The sequence below is a fragment of the Staphylococcus sp. HMSC13A10 genome (assembly GCF_001808005.1).
In the GTDB taxonomy this organism is placed as follows: domain Bacteria; phylum Bacillota; class Bacilli; order Staphylococcales; family Staphylococcaceae; genus Staphylococcus; species Staphylococcus pasteuri.
Genome location: NZ_KV791884.1, coordinates 275,291 through 294,907, shown reverse-complemented (window position 1 = coordinate 294,907; position 19,617 = coordinate 275,291). Strand labels below are relative to the sequence as shown.

Below are 19,617 nucleotides of genomic sequence, written 5' to 3'. Positions count from 1 at the left end.
TAATTAAAAGGTGAGTCTATATAACCTAAACTAATATTAATTAGAATATCTTTCACGTAATTGTGGAGTTGCAACTTGTGGTTGGAAGTCATTTGGAATTTCTTCTGTTCTTACAACTAAAACATCACAAGGTGCGTGTCTAACGATAGCTTCAGAAACAGAACCAACGATGAATCGTTCAACTGCATTAAGACCTGAAGTACCACTCATAATTAAGTCAGCACCAACTTCTGGTGCAATTTTTTTAGGGATAATCGCTTTAGGTGAACCAAATTCTAAACGCGTTTCAACGTTTGTAACACCAGCATTTGCTGCAACTTCTTTGTAACCTTTTAATAATTCTTCAGAGAAGTGTTTAGATTTTTCAGTAAATTGAGCATCATATACCTCATAAGAAGAATATGTTCTAGAGTCAATAACATTAACAATTGTAAGTTTTGCGTCGTTACGTTTAGCAACCCCAACTGCTTTGTTAAAGGCCCATTCTGCTTCGTGTGAACCGTCGACTGCGATTAAAATATTTTTGTAAGTAATCATAGTCAGTACCCCTTTCATCTTTTCTTAATTTTATTTTAACATACTTTTCAGAATTTTTAACTCGAAAAATTAACAATTTTGTGTATTTTTGTAGGCGCTTTCATTTGAGTTTTAGTAGTGTTTAGGGTTAATATGATAGTGGAGGTGTGAGGAATGAAAATAGGTATTCCTAAAGAGATAAAAAATAATGAAAACAGAGTGAGTCTATCACCAAGTGGTGTACATGCATTGGTTGAACAAGGACACACTGTATTAGTTGAAACAAATGCTGGAATGGGCTCTTACTTTGAAGACATAGATTACAAAGAAGCAGGGGCTGACATCGTTTCAGAGGCTTCTCAAGTTTGGGATGTTGATATGGTTGTTAAAGTAAAAGAACCATTAGAAGAAGAATATCAATATTTCAAAGAAGGACTCATTTTATTCACTTATCTACACTTGGCTAATGAAGAAAAATTAACAAAAGCGCTTGTAGATAACAAAGTGATTGGTATTGCGTATGAAACAGTACAATTACCTGATCGCTCATTACCTTTATTAAGTCCAATGAGTGAAGTTGCTGGAAGAATGGCAACTCAAATTGGCGCTGAATTTTTACAAAAATTTAATGGTGGTATGGGAATTTTACTTGGTGGCGTACCAGGTGTTCCTAAAGGAAAAGTAACAATTATCGGTGGCGGTCAAGCTGGCACAAATGCTGCTAAAATAGCATTAGGTTTAGGTGCAGATGTCACTGTTTTAGATGTGAATCCTAAAAGATTACAAGAATTAGACGATCAATTTAATGGTAGAATTCATACTATTATGTCTAATCCTTTAAATATTGAAACATATGTTAAGGAAAGTGATTTAGTGATTGGTGCAGTATTAATTCCAGGAGCTAAAGCACCTAATCTTGTAACTGAAGATATGATTAAAGAAATGAAAAATGGTTCAGTGATCGTTGATATTGCAATCGACCAAGGCGGAATTTTTGAAACAACTGATAAAATCTCAACTCACGATGATCCGACTTATATTAAACATGGTGTTGTTCACTATGCTGTTGCCAATATGCCAGGGGCAGTACCTCGAACATCAACTTTAGCACTTAATAATGCAACATTACCGTTTGCTCAAACATTAGCTAATAAAGGCTATAAAGAAGCATTTAAATCAAATCATGCATTATCATTAGGTTTAAACACATATAAAGGTCATGTTACACATCAAGGTGTAGCAGAAGCGTTTGATATGCCTTATACTTCTGTAGAAGATGCATTAAAATCATAATTTATAATTAAATAAAAATGATATATAAATAATCCCTCAAATGGAGAATCATTTGAGGGATTATTATTGTTATTGTGAACAATAATTATTTTGTGTAATGCGTTAAAATTTCACAACCATTTTCAGTAACTAAAATATCATCTTCGATACGCACACCGGCTACACCCGGAACATAAATACCAGGTTCAATAGTAATCACCATACCCGCTTCTAAAATATTATCATTAGTACTAGAAACATCTTGATATTCATGTTCTTCAAGTCCTAAACCATGTCCAAGACGATGAGGGAAGTACTGTCCATAACCTGCATTATCAATAATATCTCTAGCGATTTTATCTATATCTTTTAATTTAACGCCTGGACGAATTGCAGCTATCGCAGATTCCTCTGCATCTAATACAATGTTGTATATATCTAAAGCTTCTTTAGAAGGTGTTCCAAATTGTACCGTTCTAGTCATATCACTACAATAATGCTCATAAATAACGCCTAAATCGAAAAGAACAAGTTCATTCTTTTGCAGTTTACGATTACCAGGTACACCATGAGGTGATGCGGCATGATCACCAAATAAAACCATAGTATCGAAACTCATCTCATTTACACCATATTTCTTAATTTCGTTTTCAATATGGTTAACGACTTCTCTTTCGCTAATGCCTTCTTTTAAATAAGCGACACCTATTTCAATACATTTGTCCGCAAGATTAGCAGCATGTTTTATTTTCTTAATTTCATCAATAGATTTAATATTTCTTAAATCTTTAATAACTTGATCTATATCGCCATAATGCTCTATTTGAAATGCATTCGTCAATTCACGTTGACGTTTTACTGTTAAATGTTCACTTTCTATAAGTATTTGTTTAAATGATTGTTGGTATAAATCAAACGGATTTTCTGTATCTAAATATCCTATAATTTTTCCTTCATAAGGTGACTGTTTAACTTCTTCAACTTCCATTTTAGGGCAAAATAAAACAGTTTCACCATTTGATTGAATTAACAGTGCAAATAATCTTTCATGTGGTTCACTACGGTAACCAGTAAAGTAATATATATTTAAGGGTGTAGTAATCCATGCAGCATCTACATTTTCTTTTTGTAAATAATTGACGATATCATTAATTTTTGACATGAAATTGACCTCCTATACAAGATTAAGTTAATTTTATTCCAAATAATCATATATTTCAAAGTTTCATATTATTAAATACCAAACGTGTTATAAAAATGGTGAGCTAGGGTATAATAAATACATAATTATTTAGGAGGGCTATAATAATGAAACTATCATTTCATGGTCAATCAACAATTTATTTTGAAGGCAACGGTAAGAAAGTAATCGTAGATCCATTTATCTCAGGTAATGATAAATGTGATTTAGATGAACAAAGATTAGCAGTTGATTATATTATTTTAACGCATGGTCACGAAGATCATTTTGGCGATGTTGTAGAATTAGCTAATAGAAATCACGCTACAGTGATAGGTAGTGCAGAAATAGCTGGATATTTATCTACTTATTATGGTGTCGAAAATGTACGTGGAATGAACATTGGCGGTAAAGCTGAATTAGATTTCGGTAGCGTTAAATATGTTCAAGCATTCCATAGTTCTAGTTATACACATGAAAATGGTATTCCAGTATATCTTGGTATGCCAATGGGTATTGTTATTGAAGCAGAAGGTAAAACAATTTATCATACTGGTGACACAGGATTATTCAGCGATATGGAATTAATAGCTAAACGTCATCCAGTTGATGTATGTTTCGTTCCAATCGGTGACAACTTTACTATGGGTATAGATGATGCAGCATATGCAGTTAATGAATTTATTAAACCAAGTATCTCAGTTCCTGTACACTACAATACTTTCCCATTAATTGAACAAGATCCTCAACAATTTAAAGACGCTGTAAATGTTGGTGAAGTTCAAATATTAGAACCTGGTCAAGAAGTTCAATTTTAATTATAGATATAAAAACATCCTTGGTATGAATGCCAAGGATGTTTTATAGTATGACGTTATTAACTACGCATTTATATTGAAATAAATATTAGCAAATTAATACATGTTATTTAACGATAAGTACTGGGACAGTTGCACGTTTAGCAACTTTGTGACTTACGCTACCAAGTACAAATTTTTTCTTTTCTTCTGCTTTGCGGTTACTAACGACAACAATGTCATACTTACCACTGTTAGCATGTTTTACTAGTTCTTCTTTTGCATTACCACGTACAATGATTTGATCATAATCAATACCATAATCTTCTAAAATGTGACGTGTTTTTTCTAAACGTTTGCTACGTTCTTCAGTGATTTTATCCAAATGCACACCAGCTTTAATTGACGCTTGAGCATCTTGTTCATTGATGGCATTTAAAATAGTTACAACAGTATCATCACCTGCAAGTTTAGAAACAGCTTCTAAAGCTTTTTCATTTTTAATATGAGTATCTACACCTAATAATATATTTTTATACATAAGTCTATCCCTCCTTATCTCCATTCTAATAAAAATAGGGGAATATTTCCATTTAAATTAAAAGTAATTTTAATAAAATTATCTTTTCACAAAAGATGTTAATTTATAATAGAAGTTTTATAAATTCGAAAGTGCGCTTCAATGATTTTTTCTCGTTAAAAAGTTATAATAAGCATAACATTGTTCTAAGAAGAGGTAACGTTATGACTAAACATGAACAAATTTTAAAACACATTGAATCGCTAGCGATCGGTTCGAAAATTTCAGTAAGAAAAATAGCGAAAGATTTAACTGTTTCAGAGGGTACAGCTTATAGAGCTATTAAAGATGCGGGCCAACTTGGTTTAGTAACAACAATAGATAGAGTTGGTACAGTTAGAATTGAAAAGCGAAATCGTGATGAAATTGATAATTTAACATTTAATGAAATTGCTAATATTATTGAAGGTCAAATTATTGCAGGTAAAAACGGTGTTAATAAAACAGTCTCAAATTTTGCAATTGGTGCTATGGAGTTAAAGGACATATTAAGATATATTGGTCCACAAACATTACTCATTATTGGAAACCGTGAACAAGTTCAGCTTGAAGTGATGAAAAGAGGAACAGCAATATTAATTACTGGTGGATTTTATCCAAGTAAAGAAGTGATAAAATATGCTGACGAACATGATTTACCTATTCTTTCTTCTAGCTACGATACATTTTTAGTTGCAAATATTATTAACCGTGCGATGTTTAATCAAAAAATTCGTAAAGAAATCTTAGTAGTTGAAGATATTGTTAAGCCTATTAATGAGCTTTCAGTTTTAATGAACTCTATGACTTTACAAGACTATAAACAAATTGCAAATGAAACAGGACATACACGTTTTCCAGTTGTGAATAATGATTATAAACTAGTTGGTATTGTCACTAGTAGAGAAATGATAAATATGAATGAAAATGATTTAATTGAAGACGTTATGACTAAAAATCCAATTAGTGTTAAGTTATCAAATACTGTGGCTAGTTGTGCACACTTATTAATTTGGGAAGGTATTGAACTCTTACCAGTTACAGATAATAATAAAAAAGCAGTTGGTGTTATAAATAGGCAAGATGTTTTAAAATCTATGCAATTATTAGGACGACAACCTCAAATTGGTGAGACGATTAACGATCAAATTGCGAAACATATTACAATTAACCATGACAGTATTCAGACGGATGTGTCGCCGCTATTAACTAATCATTATGGCACACTAAGTAAAGCCGTATTTGTCGGTATTATAGAAGAAACTTTACGTCATGAAATGAGAAAGTATAAAAAAGGCAATGTCATGATTGAAAGTTTGAATATTATTTATTTAAAAACTGTGCCAATTGAAACTGGTATCGATGTTGAGTACGAAATGCTAGATGTGGGAAGATATTTTGCTAAATTAGAAGTTACAATGTTTTGTCAAAATGAAAAAGTTGCTAATGCATCAGTCATTTGTCAAATGTTTGAAGGATATTAATCAATGATATAAAAGAGGGGTCAATATAAATGGAAATACTAATGAATGATATTATGAAAGAAATAGAATCAACAGACAAAGTTATCATACACAGACATGTGAGACCAGATCCAGACGCATACGGTTCTCAATTAGGTTTGAAATATTATTTAAAACTTAAATTTCCTGATAAAGAAATTTATGCAGTAGGTGAAGCAGAAGAGTCACTTAATTTTATTGGAACATTTGATCAAGTTGAAGATGAAACTTATCAAGATGCACTTGTAATTGTTTGTGATACAGCCAATGCGCCTCGTATTGATGATCAACGATATGCATTAGGTGCGAGAGTGTTAAAAATTGATCATCACCCTGCTGTTGATCAATATGGAGAAATTAATTTAGTAAATACTAATGCGTCTTCTACAAGTGAGATTATTTATGATATGATCCTGCACTTTAATGACGAAAGCATCATCAATGCGGACGTTGCACGTGTGCTTTATTTAGGTATTGTAGGGGATACAGGAAGATTCTTATTTAATAATACGACACAACACACAATGGAAATTGCTGGAAGACTAATTGGATTCCCATTTGATCATAATGCTGAGCTTAATAAAATGTCTGAAAAAGACCCTAGATTAATGCCATTCCAAGGTTATGTTTTACAAAACTTTGAGTTATTTGAAGATGGCTATTGTCAAGTGCGTATAACTAAAGATGATTTAGAACAGTTTAATATTAAATCTAATGAAGCGTCACAGTTCGTCAATACCATTGCTGATATCCGTGGTCTTAAAATCTGGATGTTCGGTGTAGATGAAGGAGATCAAATTCGTTGTCGTCTACGTTCTAAAGGACAATTTGTCATAAATGATGTTGCCAGTGATTTTGGCGGTGGAGGCCATCCTAATGCTTCTGGCGTTTCTGTTTATAGTTGGGAAGAATTTGATTTGCTAGCCAAAGCTTTACGTCAAAAATTATAAGTACAATCACTTAAAGAAAGGAGTCATACAAACATGGTTGCATATTTAAATATTCATACGGCCTATGATTTATTAAACTCCAGTTTGAAAATTACAGACGCAGTTGAAAAGGCCAAAAGAGAAGGTGTAGATACACTTGCAATTACAGATACAAATGTTTTGTATGGCTATCCTAAGTTTTATGATGCTTGTATCGAAGCGGGTATTCATCCTGTATTTGGGATGACTGTATTATTAACTGATGGTTTATATCAAATAGAAACAGTATTATTAGCTCAAAATAATGATGGTTTAAAAGATTTATATCAATTATCTTCAGCGATAAAAATGAAAGAGAAAGTAGATATTTCAATTGATTGGTTAAAACGATACGAAGCAAATTTAATTATTATTTTTAAAAATGCAGAAGAACAACATCAACAATTAATTGAGTCTTTTGATTTTAAGCAACATGTTTACATAAATCAAAATTCAGTCCAAATAAACAATAGAGAGTGTGTATGGTTAAATACTGCACGTTATTTAAATAAAGAAGATGCAGATACAATAACTGCATTACAAGCAATTAAAGATAATAGTAAGCTTGATTTAGTAGGGGAACAGGAAGATTTTGACGAGCATTTTTACACTTCGGAAGAAATACATAATCTTGGTTTAGATACATCCATTTTTAGAAAAACTGATGAAATAGCTCAATTATGTACTGCAGAACTCAATTATCACCAATCACTACTACCGCAATTTGAAACACCTAATGGTGAAACTTCAAAAAAATATCTATGGATGAAGTTAGAAGAACAACTAAAAAATTGGAATCTTAATCATCCTCATTATATAGACAGATTAAAACACGAATATGCCATTATTACGAATATGGGATTTGAAGATTACTTCCTTATTGTAAGTGACTTAATTCATTATGCTAAAACACATAATGTAATGGTTGGACCTGGTCGTGGTTCATCTGCTGGTTCACTAGTAAGTTATTTATTAGGAATTACTACAATTGACCCAATAAAATTCAATTTACTTTTTGAAAGATTTTTAAATCCTGAACGTGTAACAATGCCTGATATTGATATTGACTTTGAAGATACAAGACGTGAAAAAGTTATTCAATACGTCCAAGAAAAATATGGTCAACTTCATGTTTCTGGAATAGTGACATTTGGACATTTATTAGCTAGAGCTGTGGCTAGAGATGTAGGCCGTATTATGGGATTTGATGAAATAACATTAAATGAAATTTCTAAACTCATTCCACATAAATTAGGGATAACTTTAGATGAAGCATATCAAAATGACGATTTTAAACAATTCGTTCATAGAAATTATCGACATGAACGTTGGTTTGATTTGTGTAAAAAATTAGAAGGACTCCCACGTCATACCTCAACTCATGCAGCAGGTATTATTATTAATGATCACGCACTTTATGAATATGCGCCATTGACATTAGGGGATACTGGATTGCTTACACAATGGACAATGACTGAGGCAGAACGTATTGGTCTATTGAAAATCGACTTTTTAGGACTTAGAAATCTATCAATTATACATCAAATTCTGAACCAAGTGAAAAAAGATTTGAACATTGATATAGATATTGAACAAATTCCATTTAATGATAATAAAGTGTTTGAATTATTATCCCAAGGTGATACGACAGGTATTTTCCAATTAGAATCTGATGGTGTTAGAAGTGTATTGAAAAAATTGAAGCCCGAACATTTCGAAGACATTGTTGCCGTCACATCATTATATAGACCTGGGCCGATGGAAGAGATCCCTACATACATTACACGCAGACATGATCCTTCTAAAGTTCAGTATCTACATGAAGATTTAGCACCCATTTTAAAAAGTACTTATGGCGTAATCATTTATCAAGAACAAATAATGCAAATAGCAAGTAAGTTCGCAAACTTCAGTTATGGCGAAGCAGATATTTTAAGACGTGCTATGAGTAAGAAAAATAGAGCAGTGCTAGAAAGTGAAAGACAACACTTTGTTGATGGTGCGTTACAAAATGGGTATGACGAATATATGAGTAAACAAATATTCGATTTAATATTGAAATTTGCTGACTATGGTTTCCCAAGAGCACATGCCGTTAGTTACTCTAAAATTGCATATATTATGAGTTATCTAAAAGTTCATTATCCAAATTACTTTTACGCTAATATATTGAGTAATGTTATTGGTAGTGAGAAAAAAACGTCAGCAATGATTGATGAAGCGAAGCATCAAAATATTAAGATATTGCCTCCTAATATCAATGAAAGTCATTGGTTCTATAAAGCAACATCTGACGGAATTTATTTATCGTTAGGTGCTATTAAAGGTGTTGGATATCAAAGCGTTAAACTTATTGTTGACGAACGATATCAAAACGGTGAATTTAAAGATTTCTTTGATTTTGCCAGAAGATTACCTAAACGAGTCAAAACTAGGAAATTATTAGAGTCATTGATTTTAGTAGGTGCGTTTGACACATTTGGTAAAAACCGTGCTACGTTATTACAGTCCATTGACCAAGTTATTGATCAAGTTACTGATATTGAACAAGATGATATGTTATTTGATTTCTTCACGCCTAAACAAGATTATGAAGAAAAAGATGAATTACCAGACAAACTAATCAGCGAATATGAGAAAGAATATTTAGGTTTTTATATTTCGAAACATCCAGTAGAAAAAGAATTTAATAAAAAGCAATATTTAACTATTTACAGATTGAATAACGCTCAAAATTACCATCCTATATTAGTGCAATTTGATCAAATTAAGCGTATCAGAACAAAAAATGGGCAAAATATGGCTTTTGTGACATTAAATGATGGTCTACATTTGATGGATGGAGTTATCTTCCCAGATCAATTTAAAAAATATGAACTTGAGTTGTCAGAAGAACACATTTATGTCATACAAGGGAAATTTGATAAAAGAAATGGTAAGAATCAGCTTATTATTAATGACATATACAGTGAAGAAGCGTTTGAGACACATAAACTCACACATTCAAATCAAATTATCGTAAGACATATTGAACAAGCAAAAGGATTTGAACAATATATTGACCAAGAAAAGACAAAACAAACTATTGAAGTACAAGCATATGATGATGAATCTAAGCGAATGTCACGTATAGGATTTATTAATAAAAATTCTGAAAATATGAGGGAACTAATACAGTTATTCAAACCTAGTGATATCCGATTTATATAACTTTTAACTACTATTAAATTATGATATAGTAAACTGATGATTTATATTTTAATCATCAGTTTATTTTTGTAATTGTTTTTTGTACTATTTGTTTGTAATTGTCATTATCTTATACATAAAATAATGATAAAATATGAATGATCAGCAGAAAAAATAATTATAAAAGTAACGAAGAAATGTTGATTCAAAGTTTAGCTAGTTGCTAAATTTTTGACATTTTTAAATACATTTTAAAAGTACATTGTTAATGCAATCTGTTTACAGTTAAAAATGATGGATAATTGTTTACTCAGTTAATTCTAAAAAAATAAATAGGGGTTGAATAGCATGTCTTTAAGAGATGAAGCATTAGAAATGCATAAAAAGAATCAAGGTAAATTAGAAGTAACACCTAATGTCAAAGTTACAAACAAAGATGAATTAAGTTTAGCTTATTCACCTGGTGTAGCCGAACCTTGTAAAGAAATACATGAAGATAAAAGAAAAGTTTATGACTATACTATAAAAGGTAATACAGTTGCTGTAGTAACAGATGGTACTGCTGTTTTAGGATTAGGGAATATCGGTCCGGAAGCAAGTATTCCAGTTATGGAAGGTAAAGCAGTATTATTCAAAAGTTTTGCTGGTGTTAATGGTGTTCCAATTGCGCTTAATACAACAGATACTGATGAGATTATTAATACTGTAAAATTACTTCAACCTAACTATGGAGGCATCAATTTAGAGGATATTTCAGCGCCGCGTTGTTTTGAAATTGAGGAAAGATTAAAAAAAGAAACTAATATTCCTGTTTTTCACGACGATCAACACGGTACAGCTATTGTAACTACAGCAGGCTTGATTAATGCCTTAAGAATTGTAGATAAAGATTTAGCCGACATTAAAGTTGTCCTCAACGGAGCTGGTGCAGCAGGTATTGCAATTGTAAAACTGTTATATTCATACGGTGTGAGAAATATGGTTATGTGTGATTCTAGAGGTGCCATATTTGAAGGCAGAAGTTATGGTATGAATGATACTAAAGAATATGTAGCTAAGTGGACTAATAAAGACAAAATAGAAGGCGAATTGAGTGAAGTTATTCAAGATGCAGATGTCTTCATTGGTGTTTCTATTGCAGATTTATTATCTAAAGAAATGGTAGAAAGTATGGCTAAAGATCCAATAATCTTTGCAATGGCTAACCCTAACCCAGAAATCAATCCTAATGATGCTAAAGAAGCTGGAGCTAAAGTAGTTGGAACAGGTCGTTCAGATTATCCTAACCAAATCAATAACGTATTAGCATTCCCTGGTATTTTTAGAGGTGCTTTAGATACTGAGGCAACACATATTAATGAAGAAATGAAAAAAGCTGCCGTAGAAGCTATTGCAGACTTAATTCAAAGTGATGAATTAGAGCCAAATTATTGTATTCCTGGTCCATTTGATAAACGTGTAGCGCCATCTGTAGCTAGAGAAGTTGCTAAAGCGGCTATGGAATCAGGTGTTGCTAGAATTGAAGTTGACCCACAAGATGTGTATGATAAAACAATGAAATTAACAGACTTAAAATAATTATAGTTGTAATGAGAGTGGGAGATTAATAAACATGTCATACTAAAAAAATAGTTGTATATGTTTTAAGAAAAATGTAAAACGGTATCGTTTTAACTAGGTTAAAGATGATAATATACCTAATCATATTCAAAAGTAGTTTTATATTTTTCTCTCTCACTTTTGTTATAATTTATTCATTTTATACATAACAATATAATCTACATGAAAAAATTAAGCCTAATAAGGGTCAAAGGTTTTTGGAGGTTTCCCTATGTTTAAAGATTTTTTTAATCGAACAAAGAAAAAGAAATATTTAACGGTTCAAGACTCAAAACAAAATGACGTACCAGCAGGAATCATGACTAAATGTCCAAAATGTAAAAAAATTATGTATACCAAAGAATTAGATGAAAACCTAAATGTATGCTTTAATTGTGACCATCATATTTCTTTATCTGCATATAAACGCATTGAAGCGATTTCTGATGAAGGTACATTTAATGAATTTGATAAAGGGATGACTTCTGCAAATCCATTAGATTTCCCTGGATACATTGAAAAAATTGAAAAAGATCAGAAAAAAACTGACTTAAATGAAGCTGTAGTAACAGGTACTGCCGAATTAGATGGTGTTAAGTATGGTGTGGCAGTTATGGATGCTCGTTTTAGAATGGGAAGTATGGGGTCAGTTGTTGGTGAGAAGATTTGTCGAATTATTGATTTTTGCACAGAACAACGTTTACCATTTATTTTATTCTCTGCCAGTGGTGGTGCCCGTATGCAAGAGGGTATTATTTCTTTAATGCAAATGGGTAAAACAAGTGTTTCACTAAAGAAACATTCAGATGCAGGTTTACTTTATATTTCTTATATCACTAATCCTACTACAGGTGGTGTATCTGCTAGTTTTGCATCAGTTGGTGATATCAATCTAAGTGAACCAAAAGCACTAATAGGCTTTGCAGGACGTCGAGTAATTGAACAAACAATTAATGAAAAATTACCTGAAGATTTCCAAACAGCAGAATTTTTATTAGAGCATGGTCAACTAGATAAAGTGATACATCGAAAAGATATGAGAACTACACTTGCTAATATTTTAAATCTACATCAAGAGGTGAGAAACTAATGCTTGATTTTGAAAAGCCACTTTTTGAAATAAGAAAGAAAATTGATTCATTAAAAGAATCTCAAGAAAAAAACGATGTTGATTTGCAAGAAGAAATCGATATGTTAGAAGCTTCTTTAGAACGCGAAACTAAAAAAGTGTATACAAATTTGAAACCGTGGGATAGAGTTCAAATTGCAAGGTTGCAAGAAAGACCTACGTCATTAGATTATATACCAAAGATTTTTGATTCATTTATAGAATTACATGGCGATCGTAATTTTAGAGATGACCCAGCAATGATTGGTGGTATTGGTTATTTAAATGGTAAAGCTGTTACTGTAGTTGGACAGCAAAGAGGTAAAGATACCAAAGATAATATTTATCGTAATTTTGGTATGGCACATCCAGAAGGCTATCGAAAAGCATTACGCTTGATGAAACAAGCAGAAAAATTTAACAGACCTATTTTTACATTTATTGATACTAAAGGAGCGTATCCTGGTAAAGCAGCAGAAGAAAGAGGACAAAGTGAATCAATTGCTACCAATTTGATTGAGATGGCCTCACTCAAAGTGCCTGTCATTGCAATAGTCATCGGTGAAGGTGGTAGTGGTGGTGCGCTAGGTATCGGTATTGCTAATAGAGTATTAATGCTTGAAAATAGTACATACTCTGTTATATCTCCTGAAGGAGCTGCTGCATTATTATGGAAAGATAGCAATTTAGCCAAAATAGCTGCAGAAACAATGAAAATTACGGCGAATGATTTACACCAACTTGATGTTATAGATGACGTAATTAAAGAACCTTTAGGCGGTGCGCACAAAGAAGTTGAAGAACAAGCTCAAACTATTAAAGAGGCTTTTGTGGCACATTTAGATGAATTAGAAAAACTTAATAAAGATGAATTAGCAGAAGATCGTTTTAATAAATTTAGAAATATTGGATCTTATGTAGAATAAATATTAGATAGAGTGATAGTTAAAATGAAGACTATTGCTCTATTTTTATTATTGTTAATATAAAATTCATAATTAAAAACGTTTACATCTACATAAGTACTTTCTTTTGATGGAAGAAGTAAAAAATTTATGGTAATTTAGAGTTGAAGATAAAACTAGATATAGGAAGGTATGTCGTCATGAAGAAAATTGCAGTTTTGACTAGCGGTGGAGATTCACCGGGGATGAATGCTGCTGTTAGAGCAGTTGTACGTACAGCAATTTACAATAATATTGAAGTTTATGGTGTATATCATGGTTATCAAGGTTTAGTTGAAGACGATATTCATAAACTTGAATTAGGCTCAGTTGGAGATACAATTCAACGTGGTGGGACATTCTTATTCTCAGCAAGATGTCCAGAATTCAAAGAAGAAGATGTACGTAAAGTAGCAATCGAGAATCTACGTAAAAGAGAAATTGAAGGTTTAGTAGTAATCGGTGGAGACGGAAGTTACCGTGGTGCTCAACGCATTAGCGAAGAGTGTAAAGAAATACAAACAATCGGTATTCCTGGAACGATTGATAATGATATTAACGGTACTGACTTTACTATTGGATTTGATACTGCGCTTAATACAATTATTGATTCAGTCGATAAAATTAGAGATACAGCTTCAAGTCATGCTAGAACATTTATCGTTGAAGTAATGGGACGTGATTGTGGTGACTTAGCACTTTGGGCTGGCTTATCTGTTGGTGCAGAAACAATTGTTGTACCAGAAGTTAATACAGAAATTAAAGAAGTGGCTGAGAAGATTGAACAAGGAATTAAACGAGGTAAAAAACATTCAATCGTTATGGTTGCTGAAGGTTGTATGAGCGGACAAGAATGTGCTGAAGAATTAAGTAAATATATAAATATTGATACTAGAGTGTCAGTATTGGGTCACATTCAACGTGGCGGTAGCCCATCTGGTGCTGATCGTGTATTAGCATCACGATTAGGTGGACATGCGGTTGAATTATTAATGAGTGGTGAAACAGCTAAAGGTGTTGGTATTAAACATAACCAATTAACTGCGACACCATTTGATGAAATCTTTGGTCATTCTGATCATAAATTTGATAAACAAATTTACCAACTAGCTAAAGAGTTATCTATATAAATTTCAGGAGGATTATAAAATGAGAAAAACTAAAATTGTATGTACTATTGGACCAGCATCTGAATCAGAAGAAATGATTGAAAAATTAATTAACGCTGGTATGAACGTGGCACGTTTAAACTTTTCACATGGTAGTCATGAAGAACATAAAGGTAGAATTGATACAATTCGTAAAGTGGCTAAACGTTTAAATAAAACTGTAGCTATTCTTTTAGATACTAAAGGACCAGAAATTCGTACTCATAACATGAAAGATGGCGTTATCGAATTAGAAAAAGGTAAAGAAGTTATTGTAAGTATGAGTGAAGTAGAAGGTACACCTAAAAAGTTCTCTGTAACTTACGACAACTTAATTAATGATGTACAAGTAGGATCATACATTTTATTAGACGATGGTTTAGTAGAATTACAAGTTAAAGATATTGATCATGATAATGGTGAAGTAAAATGTGACATTTTAAACACTGGTGAACTAAAAAATAAAAAAGGTGTTAACTTACCAGGTGTTAAAGTAAATTTACCAGGTATCACTGATAAAGATGCTGATGATATTAGATTCGGTATCAAAGAAGATGTAGACTTTATCGCAGCAAGCTTTGTTCGTCGTCCAAGTGACGTATTAGATATCCGTGAAATCTTAGAACAAGAAAAAGCTAATATTACAATCTTCCCTAAAATTGAAAACCAAGAAGGTATTGACAATATTGAAGAAATTCTTGAAGTATCTGATGGTTTAATGGTTGCTCGTGGTGACATGGGTGTTGAAATTCCACCTGAAAAAGTACCTATGGTTCAAAAAGATTTAATTAGAAAATGTAACAAATTAGGTAAACCAGTTATTACTGCAACACAAATGTTAGATTCAATGCAACGTAACCCACGTGCAACACGTGCAGAAGCTAGTGACGTTGCAAATGCTATTTATGATGGTACAGACGCAGTAATGTTATCTGGTGAAACAGCTGCAGGTTTATATCCTGAAGAAGCAGTTAAAACTATGAGAAACATTGCAGTATCTGCAGAAGCAGCACAAGATTATAAAAAATTATTATCTGATAGAACTAAATTAGTTGAAACTTCACTAGTAAATGCTATTGGTATTTCAGTAGCTCATACAGCTCTAAACTTAAATGTTAAAGCAATTGTAGCTGCAACAGAAAGTGGTTCAACTGCACGTACTATTTCTAAATATCGTCCACATTCAGATATTATTGCTGTTACTCCTAGTGAAAAAACAGCTCGTCAATGTGCGATTGTATGGGGTGTTTATCCTGTAGTTAAAGAAGGACGTAAGAACACAGATGCATTATTAAATAATGCAGTAGCAACTGCTGTTGAAACAGAAAGAGTACAAAATGGTGACTTAATCATTATTACTGCAGGTGTTCCAACAGGTGAAAAAGGTACAACAAATATGATGAAAATCCATTTAGTTGGTGACGAAATTGCTAAAGGGCAAGGTGTTGGCCGTGGATCAGTTGTAGGTACTGCTATTGTTGCTGATTCAGCAAGTGATTTAAAAGATGTTGATTTAAGCGACAAAATCATCGTTACAAACTCTGTAGATGAAACATTAGTACCATATGTAGACCAAGCTATCGGTTTAATTACAGAAGAAAATGGTATTACATCACCTAGTGCAATCGTTGGCCTTGAAAAAGGTATTCCAACAGTTGTAGGTGTTGAAAATGCTACTAAAGAAATTAAAAATGATATGTTAGTTACTGTAGATGCTGCAAACGGTAAAGTATTCGAAGGTTATGCTAACGTACTATAATATATAAAGTTATCGTCTAGATAATTGAAAATGCAAAAAGGATTGTAACAACTAAGTATTTTAACTTGGTAGTTACGATCCTTTTTAATATGTATAGGTAAATTAAAATAAAATAATTATACAAAAAAGTCAGTAAATGAATTTATAAAACTCATTTACTGACTCTTTTAAGTTTAAAACTCAACTCAATGATAAATTAATCATTCAGTTTTTGAGATTCTTTTTTATATCTCCAATACATGAAACCTAACAATATGAACCATAAAGGCGTTAAGTAAATTGCACGTCTAGTTGTTTCATTAACAAATAATAACCCAAATACTAAGATGAAGAATATTAAAATCACATAGCCCATATATTTACCACCAGGTAATTTATATATAGATTCTTTATGTAATTTTGGATTCTTTCTACTGTAATTAATATAAGCGACAATAATTAATGCCCATACGATTAAGAATAATACAGTCGATAAAGTAGTAACATAAGTAAATACTAATGTTGCATCTGGGAAGATATAATTTAATAATGCTGCAATTAGTAATAATGCTGATGAACCAATGATTGCTACATGAGGCACACCATTTTTATTAGTTTTACTAAAAGCAGGTGGCGCTTGCTTTTTATCTGATAAACCAAATAACATTCTACTATTTGAGAATATACCACTATTACAAGATGACGCTGCTGCAGTTAATACTACAAAGTTGATTAATCCAGCTGCAAATGGAATACCAATTAAAGTAAATAACTTAACGAATGGACTGTTATCAGGATCAACCTTATCCCAAGGAATAATTGACATGATAACAGCTAGGGCACCTACGTAAAATACTAGAATACGAATAGGTACACTATTTATTGCCTTAGGAATTGTTGATTCAGGATCTTTTGTTTCACCAGCAGTTACACCTATCATTTCTATACCAACGAAAGAGAATACTGCCATTTGGAATGACATAAAGAAGCCTGATGCACCTTTAGGGAATATTCCATGACTATATAAATTAGTTAAACTTGCATGACCAAACTGAGTTTTGTATGCAAATAAAATCATGACGGCACCTACAACAATTAAACCTAAAATAGTGACGATTTTAATGATAGAGAACCAAAATTCTAATTCTCCAAATAATTTAGCACTAAGCAAGTTAAATGACATTAGAACTAAAACGCAAAATAATGCGCTTATCCAATTGGGAACTGCAGGGAACCAAAAACTAACATATTTAGCTACAGCAGTTACTTCTGCCATACCTGTTATAATCCAACATAGCCAATAAGTCCAACCTGTAACAAATCCAGCAAATGGTCCAATGTATTTGTTAGTTACGTCTGCAAAAGATTTAAAATTAGTATTTTGAATTATAATTTCGCCTAACCCACGCATAAACATGAAAAGCATGAATCCAATAAAGATATACGTGAGTAATATTGAGGGACCCGTCATAGCAATCGTTTGTCCAGCACCCAGGAATAATCCTGTCCCAATAGCGCCACCGATGGCAATTAATTGCACATGACGATTGCTCAATTCTCTTTGTAGATTTTCAGCCATAAGACCTCTCCCTTACTTTTTATATAATTATATTATGCACTTATATTGGTTTTTATACAATTCATTTAATAAAAAAGTGTCGAAATACACTGCCTTATAATTAGAAATTTGTAATCATACACGATAACCAAATAAAAACTTTCTTATCTATTTAGAATCTCATACAAATTTATGTTTTGAAATACTGATATAAAGCCATTTCAAGAGCTATTCGACCATAGTGAAACCATTGGGCAATAGTAATTATTCATGATTTAAGAGATTTATTTGTTTCACAAAATCTTAATAATTAGCTATAATACTATTTGAAAGCCATTTCATAAAGAAATAGTAAAGGGGAAATTTATCATGGCAGAATTACAAAGAGGTTTGGAAGGGGTAATTGCAGCTGAAACTAAAATCAGTTCAATTATAGATAGCCAATTAACTTATGCAGGATATGATATTGATGATCTTGCTGAAAATGCCCAATTCGAAGAAATTATTTTTTTATTATGGAATTATAGACTTCCAAATAAAGAAGAACTACAAGAACTTAAGTCTAAATTATATGAGTATATGACTCTAAATCCAAGAGTATACAAACACTTTGAAGAATATGTAACTGATAAAGTACATCCAATGACAGCTTTACGTACTTCAGTTTCATACATTGCTCATTTTGATCCAGATGCTGAAGATGAATCTGATGATAAGAAATATGAAAGAGCTATTCGTATTCAAGCAAAAGTAGCTTCATTAGTAACTGCATTTTCACGAGTACGTGAAGGTAAAGAACCACTTAAACCAAATTCTGATTTAAGTTATGCAGCGAACTTCTTATATATGCTTAAAGGTGAACTACCTACAGATATCGAAGAAGAAGCATTTAATAAAGCATTAATCTTACATGCTGATCATGAGTTAAACGCATCTGCATTTACTGCTCGTTGTGCAGTATCTTCATTATCAGATATGTATTCTGGTATTGTTGCTGCTGTAGGTTCATTAAAAGGACCTTTACATGGTGGTGCTAATGAACGTGTAATGGCAATGTTACAAGAAGTAGGTTCTTTAGATAATGTAGACAAGTATTTAGATGAAAAATTTGCTAATAAAGAAAAAATTATGGGATTTGGTCACCGTGTATATAAAGAAGGAGATCCACGTGCCAAATATTTACGCGAAATGAGTAGAAAAATCACTGAAGAAACTGGTAAAAGTGAATTATATGAAATGTCATTAGCTATTGAAAAACGTATTAAAGAAGAAAAAGGATTAATTCCAAATGTTGACTTCTTTAGTGCTACTGTATATCACAGTATGGATATTCCACATGACTTATTCACACCAATTTTCGCAGTAAGTCGTACATCAGGCTGGATTGCGCATATCTTAGAACAATATAGAGATAATAGAATTATGCGTCCAAGAGCTAATTATATTGGTGAAACTGATCGCAAATATCTACCTATTGAAGAAAGATAATTAATCATTTATATTGTAAAATGAATTTTATTAAAATTACTTGGAGGTCAA

The 19,617-nt window shown here is 32.0% G+C and carries 15 protein-coding genes; 11 read left to right on the top strand and 4 right to left on the bottom strand.

All coding sequences use genetic code 11. The features are described 5' to 3' along the window. Positions 1–36: 36 nt before the first annotated feature. A complete protein-coding gene (locus tag HMPREF3125_RS11700; RefSeq protein ID WP_017638229.1) occupies positions 37–537 on the bottom strand; it encodes a universal stress protein in 501 nt (166 codons plus the stop codon). 153 nt (positions 538–690) lie between these two features. Between HMPREF3125_RS11700 and ald the strand changes: the two genes are divergently transcribed. After that, complete coding sequence (ald, locus tag HMPREF3125_RS11695; RefSeq protein ID WP_046466802.1) at positions 691–1,809, top strand: alanine dehydrogenase; 1,119 nt, start codon at positions 691–693, stop codon at positions 1,807–1,809. Positions 1,810–1,894: 85 nt separating this feature from the next. On the opposite strand, the gene HMPREF3125_RS11690 is transcribed toward ald, so the two are convergent. Further along, complete coding sequence (locus tag HMPREF3125_RS11690; protein WP_046466801.1) at positions 1,895–2,950, bottom strand: M24 family metallopeptidase; 1,056 nt, start codon at positions 2,948–2,950, stop codon at positions 1,895–1,897. A gap of 146 nt (positions 2,951–3,096) precedes the next feature. Between HMPREF3125_RS11690 and HMPREF3125_RS11685 the strand changes: the two genes are divergently transcribed. After that, positions 3,097–3,786 (top strand): metal-dependent hydrolase, encoded by a 690-nt coding sequence (locus HMPREF3125_RS11685; protein ID WP_017638226.1) that lies wholly within the window; start codon positions 3,097–3,099, stop codon positions 3,784–3,786. 106 nt (positions 3,787–3,892) lie between these two features. On the opposite strand, the gene HMPREF3125_RS11680 is transcribed toward HMPREF3125_RS11685, so the two are convergent. After that, positions 3,893–4,306, bottom strand: a complete 414-nt coding sequence (locus tag HMPREF3125_RS11680; RefSeq protein ID WP_017638225.1) for a universal stress protein — start codon at positions 4,304–4,306, stop codon at positions 3,893–3,895. 203 nt (positions 4,307–4,509) lie between these two features. Here HMPREF3125_RS11680 and HMPREF3125_RS11675 point away from each other — a divergent pair, with 203 nt between their 5' ends. The 8 genes from HMPREF3125_RS11675 (at position 4,510) to pyk (ending at position 16,541) form a co-directional block, all read left to right on the top strand. After that, positions 4,510–5,808: a DRTGG domain-containing protein gene (locus tag HMPREF3125_RS11675; RefSeq protein WP_017638224.1), complete on the top strand. Its 1,299-nt coding sequence runs from the start codon at positions 4,510–4,512 to the stop codon at positions 5,806–5,808. Positions 5,809–5,837: 29 nt separating this feature from the next. Next, positions 5,838–6,776: a DHH family phosphoesterase gene (locus HMPREF3125_RS11670; protein ID WP_070453967.1), complete on the top strand. Its 939-nt coding sequence runs from the start codon at positions 5,838–5,840 to the stop codon at positions 6,774–6,776. Positions 6,777–6,809: 33 nt separating this feature from the next. After that, entirely contained in the window at positions 6,810–10,004 is a 3,195-nt protein-coding gene (locus HMPREF3125_RS11665; RefSeq protein WP_070453965.1) for a DNA polymerase III subunit alpha, read from the top strand. A gap of 327 nt (positions 10,005–10,331) precedes the next feature. Then, positions 10,332–11,561: an NADP-dependent malic enzyme gene (locus HMPREF3125_RS11660; protein WP_029055670.1), complete on the top strand. Its 1,230-nt coding sequence runs from the start codon at positions 10,332–10,334 to the stop codon at positions 11,559–11,561. A gap of 253 nt (positions 11,562–11,814) precedes the next feature. Next, positions 11,815–12,672: an acetyl-CoA carboxylase, carboxyltransferase subunit beta gene (gene accD, locus HMPREF3125_RS11655; protein WP_070453963.1), complete on the top strand. Its 858-nt coding sequence runs from the start codon at positions 11,815–11,817 to the stop codon at positions 12,670–12,672. After that, on the top strand, positions 12,672–13,616 hold the full coding sequence (locus tag HMPREF3125_RS11650; protein ID WP_017638219.1) for an acetyl-CoA carboxylase carboxyltransferase subunit alpha: 945 nt from the start codon (positions 12,672–12,674) through the stop codon (positions 13,614–13,616). Before accD ends, HMPREF3125_RS11650 begins: the two co-directional genes overlap by 1 nt. Before the next feature lie 179 nt (positions 13,617–13,795). After that, positions 13,796–14,764: a 6-phosphofructokinase gene (gene pfkA / locus HMPREF3125_RS11645; protein WP_017638218.1), complete on the top strand. Its 969-nt coding sequence runs from the start codon at positions 13,796–13,798 to the stop codon at positions 14,762–14,764. A gap of 19 nt (positions 14,765–14,783) precedes the next feature. Continuing rightward, on the top strand, positions 14,784–16,541 hold the full coding sequence (gene pyk, locus HMPREF3125_RS11640; protein ID WP_070453962.1) for a pyruvate kinase: 1,758 nt from the start codon (positions 14,784–14,786) through the stop codon (positions 16,539–16,541). Between the two features lie 196 nt (positions 16,542–16,737). Here the strand turns inward: pyk and HMPREF3125_RS11635 are convergent, their stop codons facing one another. Next, a complete protein-coding gene (locus HMPREF3125_RS11635) occupies positions 16,738–18,099 on the bottom strand; it encodes an amino acid permease (protein WP_017638216.1) in 1,362 nt (453 codons plus the stop codon). 348 nt (positions 18,100–18,447) lie between these two features. Between HMPREF3125_RS11635 and HMPREF3125_RS11630 the strand changes: the two genes are divergently transcribed. Continuing rightward, the gene (locus HMPREF3125_RS11630) at positions 18,448–19,566 is read left to right on the top strand and encodes a citrate synthase (RefSeq protein WP_017638215.1); all 1,119 of its coding nucleotides are present in this window, start codon (positions 18,448–18,450) and stop codon (positions 19,564–19,566) included. Positions 19,567–19,617 lie beyond the last annotated feature (51 nt).